The 15114-nt window shown below is 39.4% G+C and carries 11 protein-coding genes and 2 pseudogenes; 10 read left to right on the forward strand and 3 right to left on the reverse strand.

Going from position 1 to position 15114, the window contains the following annotated elements:
- Both N482_RS10575 and N482_RS10580 read right to left on the reverse strand, forming a co-directional pair.
- Window positions 1–381: sigma factor-like helix-turn-helix DNA-binding protein (locus tag N482_RS10575; protein ID WP_331245816.1), on the reverse strand; the 381-nt coding region annotated here is incomplete at its 3' end.
- Between the two features lie 244 nt (window positions 382–625).
- A pseudogene (locus N482_RS10580) lies at window positions 626–889 on the reverse strand (transposase); the annotation flags it as partial.
- A 577-nt stretch (window positions 890–1466) separates the two neighbouring features.
- Here N482_RS10580 and N482_RS10585 point away from each other — a divergent pair.
- The 8 genes from N482_RS10585 to N482_RS10620 all read left to right on the forward strand — a co-directional run bounded on the left by N482_RS10585 (window position 1467) and on the right by N482_RS10620 (window position 11509).
- Window positions 1467–4277 carry a bifunctional aconitate hydratase 2/2-methylisocitrate dehydratase gene (locus N482_RS10585; protein ID WP_081227882.1) on the forward strand — a complete coding sequence of 937 codons (2811 nt, stop codon included), beginning with the start codon at window positions 1467–1469 and terminating at the stop codon, window positions 4275–4277.
- Window positions 4278–4993: 716 nt separating this feature from the next.
- Window positions 4994–5824, forward strand: a complete 831-nt coding sequence (locus N482_RS10590; protein ID WP_063377009.1) for a formyltransferase family protein — start codon at window positions 4994–4996, stop codon at window positions 5822–5824.
- Window positions 5811–6419 carry a LysE family translocator gene (locus N482_RS10595; RefSeq protein ID WP_063377010.1) on the forward strand — a complete coding sequence of 203 codons (609 nt, stop codon included), beginning with the start codon at window positions 5811–5813 and terminating at the stop codon, window positions 6417–6419. The genes N482_RS10590 and N482_RS10595 overlap by 14 nt, the downstream gene beginning before the upstream one ends.
- Before the next feature lie 8 nt (window positions 6420–6427).
- Window positions 6428–6880: a ParB N-terminal domain-containing protein gene (locus N482_RS10600; protein WP_063377011.1), complete on the forward strand. Its 453-nt coding sequence runs from the start codon at window positions 6428–6430 to the stop codon at window positions 6878–6880.
- Window positions 6870–7847 carry a 2,3-diaminopropionate biosynthesis protein SbnA gene (gene sbnA / locus N482_RS10605; protein ID WP_063377012.1) on the forward strand — a complete coding sequence of 326 codons (978 nt, stop codon included), beginning with the start codon at window positions 6870–6872 and terminating at the stop codon, window positions 7845–7847. Before N482_RS10600 ends, sbnA begins: the two co-directional genes overlap by 11 nt.
- A 12-nt stretch (window positions 7848–7859) precedes the next feature.
- Window positions 7860–8861, forward strand: coding sequence for a 2,3-diaminopropionate biosynthesis protein SbnB (gene sbnB, locus N482_RS10610; RefSeq protein WP_063377013.1), 1002 nt, complete (start codon window positions 7860–7862; stop codon window positions 8859–8861).
- Between the two features lie 313 nt (window positions 8862–9174).
- Complete coding sequence (locus N482_RS10615; RefSeq protein WP_063377014.1) at window positions 9175–11016, forward strand: hypothetical protein; 1842 nt, start codon at window positions 9175–9177, stop codon at window positions 11014–11016.
- A gap of 271 nt (window positions 11017–11287) precedes the next feature.
- Window positions 11288–11509 (forward strand): hypothetical protein, encoded by a 222-nt coding sequence (locus N482_RS10620; protein ID WP_063377060.1) that lies wholly within the window; start codon window positions 11288–11290, stop codon window positions 11507–11509.
- 655 nt (window positions 11510–12164) lie between these two features.
- Here N482_RS10620 and N482_RS10625 read toward each other — a convergent pair.
- Complete coding sequence (locus N482_RS10625; protein WP_063377015.1) at window positions 12165–12992, reverse strand: hypothetical protein; 828 nt, start codon at window positions 12990–12992, stop codon at window positions 12165–12167.
- 624 nt (window positions 12993–13616) lie between these two features.
- On the opposite strand from N482_RS10625, the gene N482_RS10630 reads away from it, so the two are divergent.
- Window positions 13617–13871 carry a hypothetical protein gene (locus N482_RS10630; RefSeq protein WP_063377016.1) on the forward strand — a complete coding sequence of 85 codons (255 nt, stop codon included), beginning with the start codon at window positions 13617–13619 and terminating at the stop codon, window positions 13869–13871.
- Between the two features lie 356 nt (window positions 13872–14227).
- Window positions 14228–15109: pseudogene (locus N482_RS10640) on the forward strand (IS481 family transposase); the annotation flags it as partial.
- Between the last annotated feature and the right edge of the window lie 5 nt (window positions 15110–15114).

Raw genomic sequence — 15114 nt, forward strand, 5'->3', positions numbered from 1 at the left:
ATGGTAATCAATGTGTACGTGTACCTTCTTCACGAAGGTATATTGATAAACGGTTTGCGGTAAGGGTTTTAACGCGGGTTTATCTATTAAGGTCATGGTTTTACAGCTTAAGGCTTGCTTGACGGTAAGCCAATCAGGTAAAGCATACTGCTTAGGCTGGACTTTGGTTGCGAAGAATGCACGAGTGAGCTTACTGTCATCCCACGTATCATCTAATGGCCAACTGGTAATGCCGAGCTGTGCAGCTCGATTAGCATAAGTTGAAACAGACGATGGGGAAATAGATAAGCTTTTAGCTATTTGACGATGCGTTAAATCTGCGCCGTATTTTAGCCGTAATATTTCTTTTAATTTTCTCATTGATATAGGTGCCGTTGGCATAGTTACCCCCATCGCGGTTAAAACGATAAGAATAACGGTTAAACACACCTACAATGTGAGAGAAAGGGTGACTTTTACGTCAATAACATCAAGTCGATCACTCAACAACATTTTTAGCCAAAAGTGATCGGCATCAATGTTATTCGGTGATCGCGATGCATGAAAATATGCAGCTGGCTAACCGGATAATTTGAAGCTAGCTGTTTAACGGTTTCAAACGCTACTTGGTTTCCTTGAGCAACAGGGCACTGGCCTTTTATAATATATCTTTTTCCATCCTCAGCTCCTTATTTTCTTTGCGAAGACGGAGCAGCTCGTCACGCTCATCGGCACTTAATGCAACACCCGATTGCTCTGCTTCCAATTTGGCCTTCCAGTTGTAAAGCAGCTTGTCTGTTATCCCTAATGACGCCGCCGCTTTAGGCACGCTATAGCCTTGCTCGGTAACCAATGCGACAGCTTCTTGCTTAAACTCGTTGGTATAAGTTCTGTTTTTTCGTTTTGTCATGTAACACCTCAATATCAGGATATTATTCCTTTATTGAAGTGTCTGGTCTGATTAAAGCAGATCACATGCTGCTGCTGATAGTTTTGGAGATAGGGGAGAATTCAATGTTCATGAATTTAAGCTCGCCGGAAAGTTAAATAGTTTATACGCCGATTGGTGGGAAGCCATTGCATTTGGGCTACCGAGAGCTAAAAAACGGTTATGCAAGGAGAGCTTTAAAGTGCCAGTGCAAGAGAGGGCAAGGCACGTCGCCTCTCTAAAATAGAGGCTAGAAAGGTGAGAAAAAAGATAGGGGAAACCATTGCGCAATTGTACATAAATTGACTAATGAACTAAATGGCATATTGTTTTATATGGCTAGACTTATATTAGTTTGGTAAATGGGAATTATTATCATATAAATGCTATTTATACCGCGCATTAACTTTATAAATTAGCGTAACGTAGTGAATCTAGTGTATTTTGCGGCCCAAATAAAAACTAAAAAGTGCTTTTTAGTTAAATGATTACGAGCGCTTTAAAATAGGGTAAAATAACCCTGTTTTATCTATGCGTATTACTGCCTGACGAGGTTTATATGAGTTTGTATAATGAGTACTTGGATGAAATCCAGACCCGTAAAACGGAACAAGGACTAAATCCAAAACCAATTGATAGCGCAGAGCTATTATCTGAAATTATTGCCCAAATCAAAGATGATGGGCATGAGCACCGCGAAGATTCTCTTAAATTCTTCATCTACAACACACTTCCAGGCACAACGAGCGCTGCTGGTGTTAAAGCACAGTTCCTAAAAGAAATTATCCTAGGTGAAGAGATTGTCGCTGAAATCACAGCTGACTTCGCATTTGAGCTTCTTTCTCACATGAAAGGTGGTCCTTCAATCGCTGTGCTTCTTGATCTTGCTCTTGGCAATGACGAAGCGGTTGCGAAGCAAGCGGCTGACGTACTTAAAACACAGGTATTCTTATACGATGCTGATACTGCTCGTCTACAAGACGCATTCAAAGCAGGCAATGCAGTTGCTAAGGATATCCTAGAAAGCTATGCGAAAGCTGAGTTCTTCACTAAGCTTCCTGATGTTGCAGAAAAAATCGAAGTAGTTACTTTCATCGCGGGCGAAGGTGATATTTCTACTGACTTACTTTCTCCAGGTCACCAAGCGCACTCACGTGCTGACCGTGAACTTCACGGCCAATGTATGATCACACCTGAAGCACAACAAGAAATCGTTGCGCTGAAAGAAAAGCACCCTAACGCGAAAGTGATGCTTATCGCAGAAAAAGGTACTATGGGTGTTGGTTCTTCACGTATGTCTGGTGTGAACAACGTAGCACTATGGGCTGGTACTCAAGCAAGTCCTTACGTTCCATTTATCAATATCGCCCCGGTTGTTGCAGGTACAAATGGTATTGCTCCTATCTTCCTTACTACTGTTGATGTAACTGGTGGAATTGGTCTTGACCTTAAAAACTGGGTTAAGAAAGTAGACGCTGACGGCAATACTGTTACTGATCAAAATGGTGACTCAGTATTAGAAGAAGCATACTCAGTAGCAACTGGTACTGTGCTTACTATCGACACTAAAGCTAAAAAACTATTCAATGGCGAAGAAGAGCTTGCTGATATTTCATCTGCGTTTACTCCTCAAAAAGTAGAGTTCATGAAAGCCGGTGGTTCTTACGCGGTAGTATTCGGTAAGAAACTTCAAACGCTAGCTGCACAAACACTAGGTGTTGAAGCACCAACGGTTTATGCACCTTCTAAAGAAATCTCGCATGAAGGACAAGGTCTAACGGCTGTTGAGAAAATCTTCAACCGTAATGCCGTAGGTGTTGCTTCAGACACGCCACTACATGCAGGCTCTAACGTTCGCGTTAAAGTTAACATCGTAGGTTCGCAAGATACAACAGGTCCTATGACGTCACAGGAACTTGAAGCAATGGCTGCTTCAACGATTTCTCCACTTGTTGATGGCGCATACCAATCTGGTTGTCACACAGCGTCTGTTTGGGATAAGAAAGCGCAAGCTAACATTCCTAAGCTAATGGCATTCATGAACAAGTTTGGCCTTATCACTGCACGTGACCCGAAGGGCATTTACCATTCAATGACTGACGTTATCCACAAAGTACTTAATGATATTACTGTGGACGACCGTGCTATCATCATCGGTGGTGACTCTCATACTCGTATGTCTAAAGGTGTGGCGTTCGGTGCTGACTCAGGTACTGTAGCACTCGCGCTTGCAACGGGTGAGTCGGCAATGCCTATCCCTGACTCTGTAAAAGTTACCTTCAAAGGTAAAATGGCAGAGCACATGGACTTCCGTGACGTTGTACACGCAACTCAAGCACAAATGCTGAAGCAATTTGGCGGCGAGAACGTGTTCCAAGGTCGTATCATTGAAGTACACATTGGTACACTAATGGCTGACCAAGCGTTCACTTTCACTGACTGGACTGCAGAAATGAAAGCGAAAGCGTCAATCTGTATTTCAAACGATGAAACGCTTATCAAGTCAATTGAACTTGCTAAGAGCCGTATCCAGATCATGATCAACAAGGGGATGGAAAACGAAGCGAAGACGCTTCAAGGCCTTATCGACCTTGCTGACGAGCGTATTGCGGGTATCAATTCTGGTGAGCAACCAGCTCTTGCTCCAGATGACAATGCTAAGTACTACGCAGAAGTGATTGTTGACCTTGACGAAATCGTCGAGCCAATGATTGCAGACCCTGACGTAAACAACGAAGACGTTTCTAAGCGTTATACGCACGATGTAATTCGCCCAGTTTCATACTACAACGACAAGCCAGTTGATTTAGGTTTCGTTGGTTCTTGTATGGTTCACAAAGGTGACATGCAGATAATTGCGCAAATGCTTCGTAACCTTGAAAAGCAAAACGGCTCAATTTCATTCAAAGTGCCATTAGTTGTCGCGCCACCAACATACAACATTGTTGATGAGCTAAAAGCTGAAGGCGATTGGGAAATTCTAGCTAAGTACGCTGGTTTTGAGTTTGACGATGAAAAACCGAAAACAGCTGCACGTACTAAATATGAAAACATCCTATATCTAGAGCGCCCAGGGTGTAACCTATGTATGGGTAACCAAGAAAAGGCTGAGCCTGGTGACACTGTAATCGCAACTTCTACGCGTCTATTCCAAGGTCGTGTTGTAGCAGATACATCAGAGAAGAAAGGTGAGTCTCTGCTTGGCTCAACACCGTTGGTTGTACTTTCAACTGTACTTGGCCGCTTCCCAACTATGGACGAGTATAAAGCTGCGGTTGAAGGCATTGACCTAACAGCATTTACTCCACTTGAAGAAGAACTAACGACTAAGTTTGGTTCTGAGCAAGCAGTGCCGGTTAAAGTTGTATAATCTCTAAAGATTAACAAATAAACAGCCAGAAAAAGCGCGTTTTTATACGCGCTTTTTTATTACTTTTAAAAAATTGATCCTAGTGTCAGGTTTCGTTGTACACTGGTTTTATATGTAACGATTCATAGCTACCCGTGTGATCTCTATTCACTCTGAAATTAATAAGATGGATTACACTGTTAGCCCAGCCCTGTCTTCATCTCTATCTGTCTTCAAAAGTTAATAATTTGGAGCGTTCTACTGCTGTGTAAATAGTGGTATGAGTCTATTTGTTCATTACTCATCCTTTTAATAAATTTCGGTAGATTTTGGGGAGGGTTGCCTTTCTTAGTATTTTACCCTTTATTTTTAATTAAGGACTTATGATTTTAAGTAGTAAAATATAGAATTACATCTTGTTACAAGTTATAAAATAATTAATTTATAAATTTCGATTATTCTTTTTTTTTAAACTAATATAAAGTGAATAATTAATTTTTACCTTTTCTGGGGAATTAAAAGCTATAAAATCAATTGAAAAGGCTGAATTTAGGGTTAAAGTATTGGTTTGTTTTTTGAAATTAACCTAAAAACAATAATAAGTTTTTATGGATATTATGGTGTTGGGGATTTTTTTACTCGTTTTTTAATTGACATTGAATGTACCAAAGATCAAGAATAATACGCCATTAGGTGAAAATACATTGTTTCGTGGGTAATAACCAAAGGATATTGAAATGAAAACCCTATACGTGCTTACCGAAGCGCTGTTCCATACAGCGTATCTTGTAGATAAAATATCGAAAAATAAAGAATTTGATAATATAGTTTTTTTAGTAAGAGATAATAATAAACTGGACAAAGAAGCTCTCACCAGCTTGCATAAAAAATATGAGGGAAATTCTGACTTATCAATTGAACATATTAATGAATTTGACAAAGCATATGGTGGACTGTCTCTTTCAGAAATAGATATGATAAAGAGGTTTGGCGTACCTAGTACATCGGCTATTGGAATGGATAATTGCATCGTATTAACGAGTTTTAATAGCGATACCATAAAGCAAATGGTGAGTGCGGATAAAACATTTAAATGCGCGGCAATATTTCTAGACTGTATTTTAGATGATTGGTGGATTGATTGTTTTGAACAAAGAATTGTAAATGCTCATTCAGCCGTTCTACCTCATGCCCGTGGTATGTTTGCTATTGAGCAGTACCTGATTTGCGCATCTCCTGCTGATCTTGAAGAGGCTGCCGGTGCAACTATTCACTATGTAAACAGTGGTATAGATAAGGGAAATATCATAAGAACTAAAAAGCTGGAAAACATATGGGAATTAGAGTCAGTGTGGTCGATAAAAGCAGATTCCTACATGACTGCATTTAGTCTAATAGAAGAGTATACTAGCCAAAGAGATTGTTTTTCACTTTCTGATTCAACCCCACAAACCCATTTTGGTCCATTATTTTTGGAAAAAAACTTCACTAAAGAGAAGCGTATATTAGCTCAGGAAATGTTTTCTGAGATGAGAGAGTCTCTTGGAGTTTGCAATGGAGCAGCTTAACATTGTCTTATTTTTGACTACGAGTTTAGTAATAAACGCAATTCCCGGACCGGATGTACTGTATGTAATTAGTAATTACAAATATAAGGGATGGAAAGCGGCGACTCCTAGTATTATAGGGCTTTTCTTAGGGTATTTGTTTCATGTGTTGATTACATTTATTGGTATATCAGCAGTTATTGCTAGCAACCCTGTTTTATTCAGTGTAATAAAGTATCTTGGATCTGCTTATTTAATATGGATGGGTATTAGCATTATATTAGAAGTTTTTAGAAGGGACGGCCATAAGACAGTTCAAGTTGAACAGCCCAATCAAACAAATAAGTATCTAACAAGAGGTTTTATTATTAGTGCATTAAACCCCAAGGTTAGTGTCTTCTTTTTATCTTTTTTACCACAGTTTATTCCTCAGAATGATAAGAATAGTTTTGTTATCGTGATTCTTGGTCTTATTTTCTGTATAGGAGCTACTTTTTTCAATTTTTTATACTGTTTATTAAGCAGTGTAAAAACGAAAAGAGTATTCCAGCATAAACTTTTAGATTACCTCCCAGGCGTTATATTAGCTTCGGTAGGTGTGTATACCGCATTTTAAAAAACCTTATGTCAACCAAGGAACTCGGAGAAAATGATATGAGTATGGCAGAGATCACACTCGGCTTTAAATCAGTATCTTCACTTTTACCATCGGAAGAGCACTGTTCAAATCATGCTAGTTACCTAGCAGATAAAATATCTAAACATAAAGTTTGGACACATCCCGTTTTAATTGATGAACAAACCAATGTAATTCTTGACGGACATCATAGATTTAGCGCCGCTAGAGCACTGAAACTTACAAAAATACCTTGTCTAATGGTTAACTATGATAGTCCATTGATTAGTGTAAAGTGCTGGGATACTGGCGTTGAAATAGACAAATCTCAAGTAATTTCAACGGCGCTTGCAGGAAAATTGCTTAATAAAAAGTCGACTAAACATGAATTGCTGATAAAAATTCCACTTCAATATGCGCTGCCAATCGAGTTTTTGATGGAGAGTAGTCATGATCTTTAAGTCTCCCTTAGATTGCGTGTTTGATGATTTGTTTGTTGAAGAAAATACACTTTTGCCGCATGCCAATTTATTCCTAAAGATGGAAGGTTTTTCAATTGGAGGTTCTATAAAGATAAAACCTGCTCTTAAGATGATCAGCCGCCTTGAGTTGCAAGGTAAATTGAAACAGGGCAGTAAAGTTATTGAAAGCTCTTCAGGTAACTTAGGTATCGCATTAAGTATTATTTGTGCTGCGAAGGGTTATGAATTTATTTGTGTCGTTGACCCGAACATATTACCTAGCTCAGAAAGGCTTATTAGAGCTTACGGGGCTAAGATCATAAAAGTTAAAAACAAAGACGAAAATGGCGGCTTTCTAAATAGCCGAATCGCTAAAATAAGAGCTCTTTGCCAGCAAGATGAGTCGTTAGTATGGATAAATCAGTATGAGAATATCGATAACATAGAAGCACATTACTTGTACACGGCAAAGTCTATTGCGCGTCAATTTCCAGATTTAGATTATATCTTTGTAGGCGCTGGTACTACCGGAACCTTGGGTGGAATAAGCCAGTTTTTCAAAAAGAACATGCCTCAAACCAAAATCATTGCTGTAGATTCTGTCGGCTCAATCACTTTTGGCGGGATCAGTGGCAAGCGGAAAATCCCAGGGTTAGGAGCGAGTAAAGAGCCGCCGATTAGTCGCCTATCTTATTTTGATGGGTTGATAAGAATCGAAGAGCAAGACACGCTGGATATGTGTCATCAACTTGCAAATCGAGGTTTATTAGTCGGAGGCTCGACAGGAACCGTTTTGTGTGGTGTGAAAGCATATGCAGATCAAATACCCGTTGGGGCAAAGGTAGTCGCTATTTCACCAGATCATGGTGAACGTTACTTAAACACAATTTATTCACCCGAGTGGCTTGATGAACATTTCTCAATCAATAACGCCGACTCAGAGCAACTTTTACAAGAAAATTTCTAAAGGAGTATTAGTATGAAACCTTTTAAGGTTATTGGTGCCAAGGCTGTATCACAGTGGTTAAATAATCACGGAGATAAATTACTTGATAGTGTTGCTGATTGTTATTGCGAATTTGAAGCTGGTAACACAGTTTGCCCAGATAGTTATTTTCTGCGCTACCCTGAGCAACCACAAAATCGCATTATTGCGCTGCCAGCATCTATAGAGTCGGAAAAAGAACCGGTTTCAGGCATTAAATGGATAGCTAGTTTCCCTGATAACTTAAAGTCAGGTTTGGACAGAGCATCTGCGGTTGTGATCTTGAATGATAGAGAAACAGGGTACCCTCTTGCGTGTTTAGAAGGCTCGCAAATTTCATCATTTAGAACAGCTGCTTCAGCGGTTCTTGGTGCAAAATATCTGCACGCAACGCCAGGTAAAATTGAGAATTTATCAGTTGTTGGCAGTGGCTTGATATCTCATACAATTGTCAAGCTACTTGAGCAAACAGGGTGGCAAATCGATACGATGACAGTAATTGATTTAGACATTCAGCGAGCGCAAGAGTTCTGCGCTAAATTCCCTCATATCGAAGGCAAAGGAAGCAATGATATTTCTGATATTTCAAAGTCTGATTTAGTCATGTTCGCAACTTCTGCAATTACTCCTTATGTTAAAGATAAAGCGCTATTAGCACATAATCCAACGATTATTCACATGTCACTTAGAGACATTTCGGCGGAGCTAATAGTTGATAGCCAAAACTTTGCTGATGATATTGATCATGCAATTAAAGCCAACACTTCACTTGAACTGGCTGAGCAGATCAATGGCAATAGGGCGTTTATGGGGGGCAATATTGTTGATTTAATTAAACAAAGAGTGAAACCTGATTTTAATAAACCACGTGTCTATTCTCCATTTGGGATGGGCATACTTGACGTATTACTAGGCTATCGAATTTATCAGGATACCACGTCAGACAATTCAGTTGAAATAGAAGACTTCTTCCCTGTTCCGTACAGTAAAAACTAATCAATTTAAACTAAGAAGCAAGTTGTCACTTATGTTGCGCAACTTGCTTTTTTTGCCTATCACCCTACCTTTCGTGATTTACAGGTGCAGCGTTGAAGTGCGCCAAAATATGCCGTTAATTGTGCTGGGTTTTTCGTATTTACAGCTGAGTTTACATGCAAAGATTTGCAGTAAATTATGCGTAGTGACATACGATGGGAAGGCTAGAGGATAAGAGGCTTTATTGAACATTCTGTAGAGTACATTATTTTCTATCCCTGTTTCCTAAAACTCACCGCGCTTGCACAAAGCGCCAATAAATCACGAGGAAATTATGGGCGATCCAAAAGGCAATCCTGAGATAGAGCTTGGGGGTATAGAGAACGTAGCCGGACATACAAGCATTCTTCAGTTAGGTAAAGTTAAAGGTGTAGAAGGTAAAGCAAGCTTTAACCCTTTGGAAATAACAGGTGCTTTTTCAGCTGAATTTGGTATTACAGGGGGAGGTGCAAAAGCCGCCGTTAATTACCTTTCTCATCACTACAATGGTGATAAATTACCATACAAACGTGCTGAGTCAGATGTGGTTGATATTCTTACACCGGAATATCGCTCTTCATTGCATCATTTAGCGGGTGCCAAATATCAAGGCAAAATAGGGGGGAGTGTATTTGTAGGGGTAGCATCTCCGGAGATGGAAGGTACCGTTGTCGTGCAAGCAAAAGCTGGCGTCAGCGGGGAGGGGAAAATAGGCTGCAGTACTTTAATCTTAGCATGTATCAGCTCTGACTATTTTTCAGGAGATCTGATTCAAGTTACAAAAGATGCAGACCAATTGTCTCAAGATAGTCAAGGCATCAAAAATAAAGCGTTTAAAAAAGAAGTCGGCAAGTTCCTTAATGAACAGCACGAACTTAACAAGGAGCTTTATCCATTAAAGGTGGAAGAAAAGTGGTGGTGCTCTGAATATAAAACAGATTCCGTAATAGCAGCCTGTCGAGCACACGTAAAAGCACCTAATTCGGAGCAACCCCTAAACGCTCAAGCCAACTCAGTGGATACTAAAACAGCGGCGATACTGAATGAAATTAGACGGCTAGGCGAAGGCAAGTCGGTGAAACATGAGAATACTAAGGTATATATTACCTTGACTGAACTTGATGGAAGCATAGAAGGAAAGATTGGCGCGGAGGCTGAAGTTGGTCTCAATGCTGCTGTAGGTGAAATCAAGTTTAAAGCTTCAGGTGGTGCGGAACTAAATTTAGCGAGTGCGGACTATGCCAGAAAACATACTACAGGCCGTGTTCAGATTATGCTCCAGCCGCTTAGAGAGGGCCAGGAGGATGTCAGGTTAATGCATACTCAAGATATTGATATGACATACACCCAATATGGTGTAAAAGCGCTATCTGCGAAAGGACAAGTCAAGGGAACGGTTGGTATAGGGAGTGTTGAAGTCGACAAAAGCAAATCATTAGAAGCTGCCGCTTATGAGAGTACTTATTCTCAAGTTAGCTACATGGCATTGCATACATACTGGCGAACTCGACCAACAGCTGAATATCACTCTTCGGGACTCTCTGGTAATAGTTTAAGTGTTGGTAGTAGTGTAAGTTTAAGTTACTTAGACAGCATCGCGAAAAAGTTAGCAGGTCAAGGAAGCCATCTTACTGATGATGATGTAGAAAAGTTTGTAGCGCAGTGGGCTGCTCGATTAAAGGTTAAAGCTGAGGACTTTAGAGCATTTTTAAGTAATGTAAGCGCCTGCGATGGATTACTTTGGATTAGCGAAGGGCTAAAACGTATCAGCGGAAAAGATACCGTATTTATCGAATCTCAATACCTGCTAAAAACACCATTACCATTCTTATTTAATACAGACAATAAATTACAAAAGCATAACTTAAAAGAAATCTTTGTAGATACCAACATTACCCCTAAATACATTCACCTCAGAGCAAACCTGAACGATTCCTATACACCCAAAGACTGGAAGTTGTCGCTTGGTGTAGACTTTAAAGTGTTTAAGCTGGGCGTCGAGTTAAAGTCTGTAGATAACTTTGTTGCGCAGCAGTTATCTGATTTGATTGTCAAAACAGAAATCCTAAGTAGCGATGCTGAAGTAGAGTGGGAACTGCCCGTTGCTACACCTATGTTGCAGTCGTATGTAAGTTAACTAATCTATATATTGGCACATGTACGTTGTTAGCGCGTGATGTGCCTTAGCTTTTCTGAGAGCTTTTTGCCTTGGGCTCATAGGCCCTTAGTTCGTCTTCGTTCAATTTCTGACTAAACTTTGCATTATGTACTTCGTTTAATAACTAGGTGATTAGTGTGAGGTATTATGAATTCAGGACGGTCAGGTATTTTGCAAGCAAGTATATTTGCCGCAGGTATATAAGCACACTAAGGTGAAATCTTAAAGCTTTATGGGAGCCCAAGATATTATGGTTGACGCGACTAATTTTTATTTTCAAAGCTATGAGCAGTGGCGACATGCGATTACTGTGAAATGTCATATCAATCTGACGCCAGAGTATACGCGATCACGAATTGCATCACTACGTGACTCAAATGAGCGTCATACTAAGGAGTTTACCGCTAAATATGGTGAGGCTTACTTAATGCAGGTCATTGAGTGGTTTGCACGCGCTGAGCAGGAAAGCTAGCTGTAAATTCTAATAGGCTTAAATAGTAATAACCTTAGCTATCATTGATATATAAGACCCGTGCTAGCTAAGCGTTTGTTGTGTAAGACAAATACCTTCAAGATAGAGCACTTTCAAGTTTTTAATGCTCTTAGAGTTGTTCTTTGGGCGTGGAAAACTGATTCAATCGTTGCATAGTGATTATTTGCTACCTTGTCCTTTCAGATTCACATTGTGAAACGTTGGATATATGAGATGGGTATCAATGCCTTTCACAACTAAATCTATCTGATGTAGACAAGATGGCTATTTCATCGGAAATGGAGTGTGGCGTTTTGATAGTCTTAAAAAGCTCAATAAACTGAGGCGCTGGTTTTAAATTCGGACAAAAGTAAAGTGCTACCCCTATATATGTTTCTTGGAATGGATGGGCTTTATAGGTTTAAAGCTGCAAATTTTTTACCGCAATGGGCTTTTGTTACTCAGTTTAACAAGTTTTCATGCTGGGTTCGGAAATGAGTGTTTATGAGTGCTCTGAGAATAGTACTTGGTTGAAACAGCACTGTAGAGAATAAAAAGCTCTGTCATTTATATTTGGCAGAGCTTTTAAATTACGGAAAAGATATTAATTTTTATTCATGTCAAAATAGATTTTGCGAATGCCCTAGGTGGCGCATTACAATTCGACACAGCCTTCGCATGGAGGAACACTGGGGCCTTGTACCCAAGTACTACCCATATTAATGGTTCGGTGATAGTTGCCATCATGCACTGTTACTTGTATGTCGTAAATACCACCACCTGCGTGAGCAGAGATTGGCAGTGTGTAGCTACCTGATGTACGTGTAGTCGTAAATGTCTTTGAACTTCGAGTATCGTAACCGTCACTGCGAGAGGTAACAGTTAGTTTTACTGGAGTATTAGAGTCTTTAGCAGCTTTTGAGTAGTTATCTACAGAGTAGTTAACTTTTGCTGTGATCAGATCTCCAGACGTACTTAATCCACTGCCTGACACTGATGGGTTATTTTGAACCCATACACCTTCTGCAGAGCATAATGCACCGCGCGTTATCCAGATTAGGCCGTAACCGTGAGTCTTATCAAAAGACATGTAGTGGTAAGAGTTTGCGTCTAAATTGGATTTATCACGCCCCGTATAACCTTTCTCTGAATTGTGAAAGTTTACGTAGGCGTATTTATCAAATAAATTGCCTTTTGCTCTAAAGCTTGAGCCTCGCAAAACGTGCTTCGGAGTTTCAACTCGCAAATAGTCGAAACTGTCCAGTAGATCAGACATACTGTCAAAAAATTCATCCCACGCTGCGAGGTCGTATGGGTTGCCAAATACCTCTAACCCGTCTGATACAGCACTAGACACTTGATGAAATTCTACATCATATGGCGCATGACGGCCGTAATCACAATTAGCTGGTAGGCTATTTGTCACCGCGAATGCAGAGTTACTAACAATAAGTGTCGCTAAAGCAAGCATTGCTTTTTTCATTTTATATTTCCTTATTTAAGTATTACTTTTTATAAACTATGTTTTCTTTTTGTGGCTCTTAATTTGCGTATTTAAAGTATTTGTATTTTTTTGTTTTATCAATGGTTGTGGGTAATCTTTATGAATTTATTTATAAAATTTCGATGCTTTTAATGTTGGTTTTTGCAACTCGTTTATGTGTTTGTATTTTATTCTTTTTTTATTTTGTACTGTTATTTTTACCAGTTGTTTTTTATTTTCAATGGTTAGTTTTTTAAGTTTTTAATGTTGTTTTTTGACGGTGATTTTTATTTTATTTTTGTTTTTTCTTTTATGTAACAACTTTAATTTGATTGTTTTGTGATCTGGGTTTGATATTAATTAATTTAATTATAAATTTATTTTTGGTTTTTTGTTTCTTTTATATCGAATGGTAGAGAAATAGCAATCCAAAAGGGTTCAATTGGTGCAACGATAATAGTCTGTAATAAAGCTTTTGGCTGCTTTAAGCTAAATTGTGCTTTTAATTAACAGTGGTCATTAAGGAAAATAAATGAAAGTTCAAAGCGTGTAATAACGTTGCTGGCCATATGGTGTCATTCATCACTTGCACACTCTTCATCACACCCGTCATTGGAAAATACCGTGCTTCCTATAGCAGGTGGCGGCGTCAGTACTCAAGCTTTTCAATTTTATACCATGCTCGGTAAAGGGAATGGCTGGAAGTTAGCGCTTTATCAGAATAAAAGGTTGGCAGTCCATATTCTAAGTACATTTAATGCCTATGAGGAAAGAAGCCTATATGAATTTCAAGCGAAAGATATCCCTATCTTCATCACAGATTTACGATATATAGCAATAGCAATGATTGATATGAGTATGCAGGCGGATTTGTTGTGACAGGCATGTACTTTTATGATGAGGGGGACAGAAACGTAGAACGGTTTGAATGCACGAGGGTCTTAGGGAAATCAACTTCTTATCTCCATAGCTACAAAGATTCTGATATTAATGGTCCAGTAGTGTGTGGCAAAGTGGATGGTAGAGAAATTTACGCGACAGGGTTTTATTATCAAGATACTGGTGATGATCGTATTAGCTATGTGAAGTGTAGTTATTTTTATTGATAAATGAGAGCCCAGGGCAAGAGCGTGAATATTTATTAACCACCGGTCCTGATCACTTTATCTGAATTAGTGTGATTACCAAGGGAAACAGACGGTATAAGTACCAAGCGATTCTGACGTAATCACACCCTAGTAGACAAAAGCCGTAGAGCGCCAAATATAAAAAATCGAGTTGATGATGAGACTGAAAAAGCAGTCGTTCAGTATGCTATCGAATATCCAGCTCATGGTCAGCACAGAACGAGTAACGAGTTAAGAAAGCAAGGTATCTTCGTATCTGGAAGCGGTGTGCGTTCAATATGGCTTCGTCATGATTTAGAAAACTTCAAAAAGCGACTTAAAGCATTAGAAAATAAGGTCTCTAAAGAGGGAATTATTTTAACTGAAAGTCAAATAACAGCCCTTGAGAAGAAGAAAAATGATGATGAAGCATGTGGTGAAATAGAAACTGCTCACCCAGGTTATCTCGGTTCGCAGGACACATTTTATGTTGGCAACCTAAAAGGCGTTGGCCGTATTTACCAGCAAACCTTCATTGATACCTACAGCAAAGTCGCATTTGCTAAGCTCTATACGACTAAAACACCGATCACAGCAGCAGACATACTCAACGATAGGGTTTTGCCTTACTTCGGGCAATATGAGTTGCCAATGTTACGAATTCTGACTGATAGAGGCACCGAGTATTGCGGAAAAGTTGAGCATCACGATTATCAGCTATACCTTGCAATCAACGACATTGATCACACTAAAACCAAGGCTATGTCGCCTCAGACAAATGGAATCTGTGAACGCTTCCATAAGACAATTCTTAATGAGTTTTATCAAATTACGTTCCGTAAAAAACTATACGATTCGCTAGAAGAGTTGCAAAAGGATCTGGACGAATGGATGGTTTATTACAATAATGACCGAACCCACCAAGGGAAAATATGCTGTGGTAGGACTCCACTAGAAACACTGCTTGATGGGAAACGAGTTTGGGCTGGAAAGAACTTAGCGCAAAACTAAATAAC

Source organism: Pseudoalteromonas luteoviolacea NCIMB 1942 (genome assembly GCF_001625595.1).
In the GTDB taxonomy this organism is placed as follows: domain Bacteria; phylum Pseudomonadota; class Gammaproteobacteria; order Enterobacterales; family Alteromonadaceae; genus Pseudoalteromonas; species Pseudoalteromonas luteoviolacea_A.

Coding starts and splice junctions, on each gene's coding strand:
- N482_RS10585 (WP_081227882.1), top strand. CDS start 1,467: ATGAGTTTGTATAATGAGTACTTGGATGAAATCCAGACCCGTAAAACG.
- N482_RS10590 (WP_063377009.1), top strand. CDS start 4,994: ATGAAAACCCTATACGTGCTTACCGAAGCGCTGTTCCATACAGCGTAT.
- N482_RS10595 (WP_063377010.1), top strand. CDS start 5,811: ATGGAGCAGCTTAACATTGTCTTATTTTTGACTACGAGTTTAGTAATA.
- N482_RS10600 (WP_063377011.1), top strand. CDS start 6,428: ATGTCAACCAAGGAACTCGGAGAAAATGATATGAGTATGGCAGAGATC.
- sbnA (WP_063377012.1), top strand. CDS start 6,870: ATGATCTTTAAGTCTCCCTTAGATTGCGTGTTTGATGATTTGTTTGTT.
- sbnB (WP_063377013.1), top strand. CDS start 7,860: ATGAAACCTTTTAAGGTTATTGGTGCCAAGGCTGTATCACAGTGGTTA.
- N482_RS10615 (WP_063377014.1), top strand. CDS start 9,175: ATGGGCGATCCAAAAGGCAATCCTGAGATAGAGCTTGGGGGTATAGAG.
- N482_RS10620 (WP_063377060.1), top strand. CDS start 11,288: ATGGTTGACGCGACTAATTTTTATTTTCAAAGCTATGAGCAGTGGCGA.
- N482_RS10625 (WP_063377015.1), bottom strand. CDS start 12,992: ATGAAAAAAGCAATGCTTGCTTTAGCGACACTTATTGTTAGTAACTCT.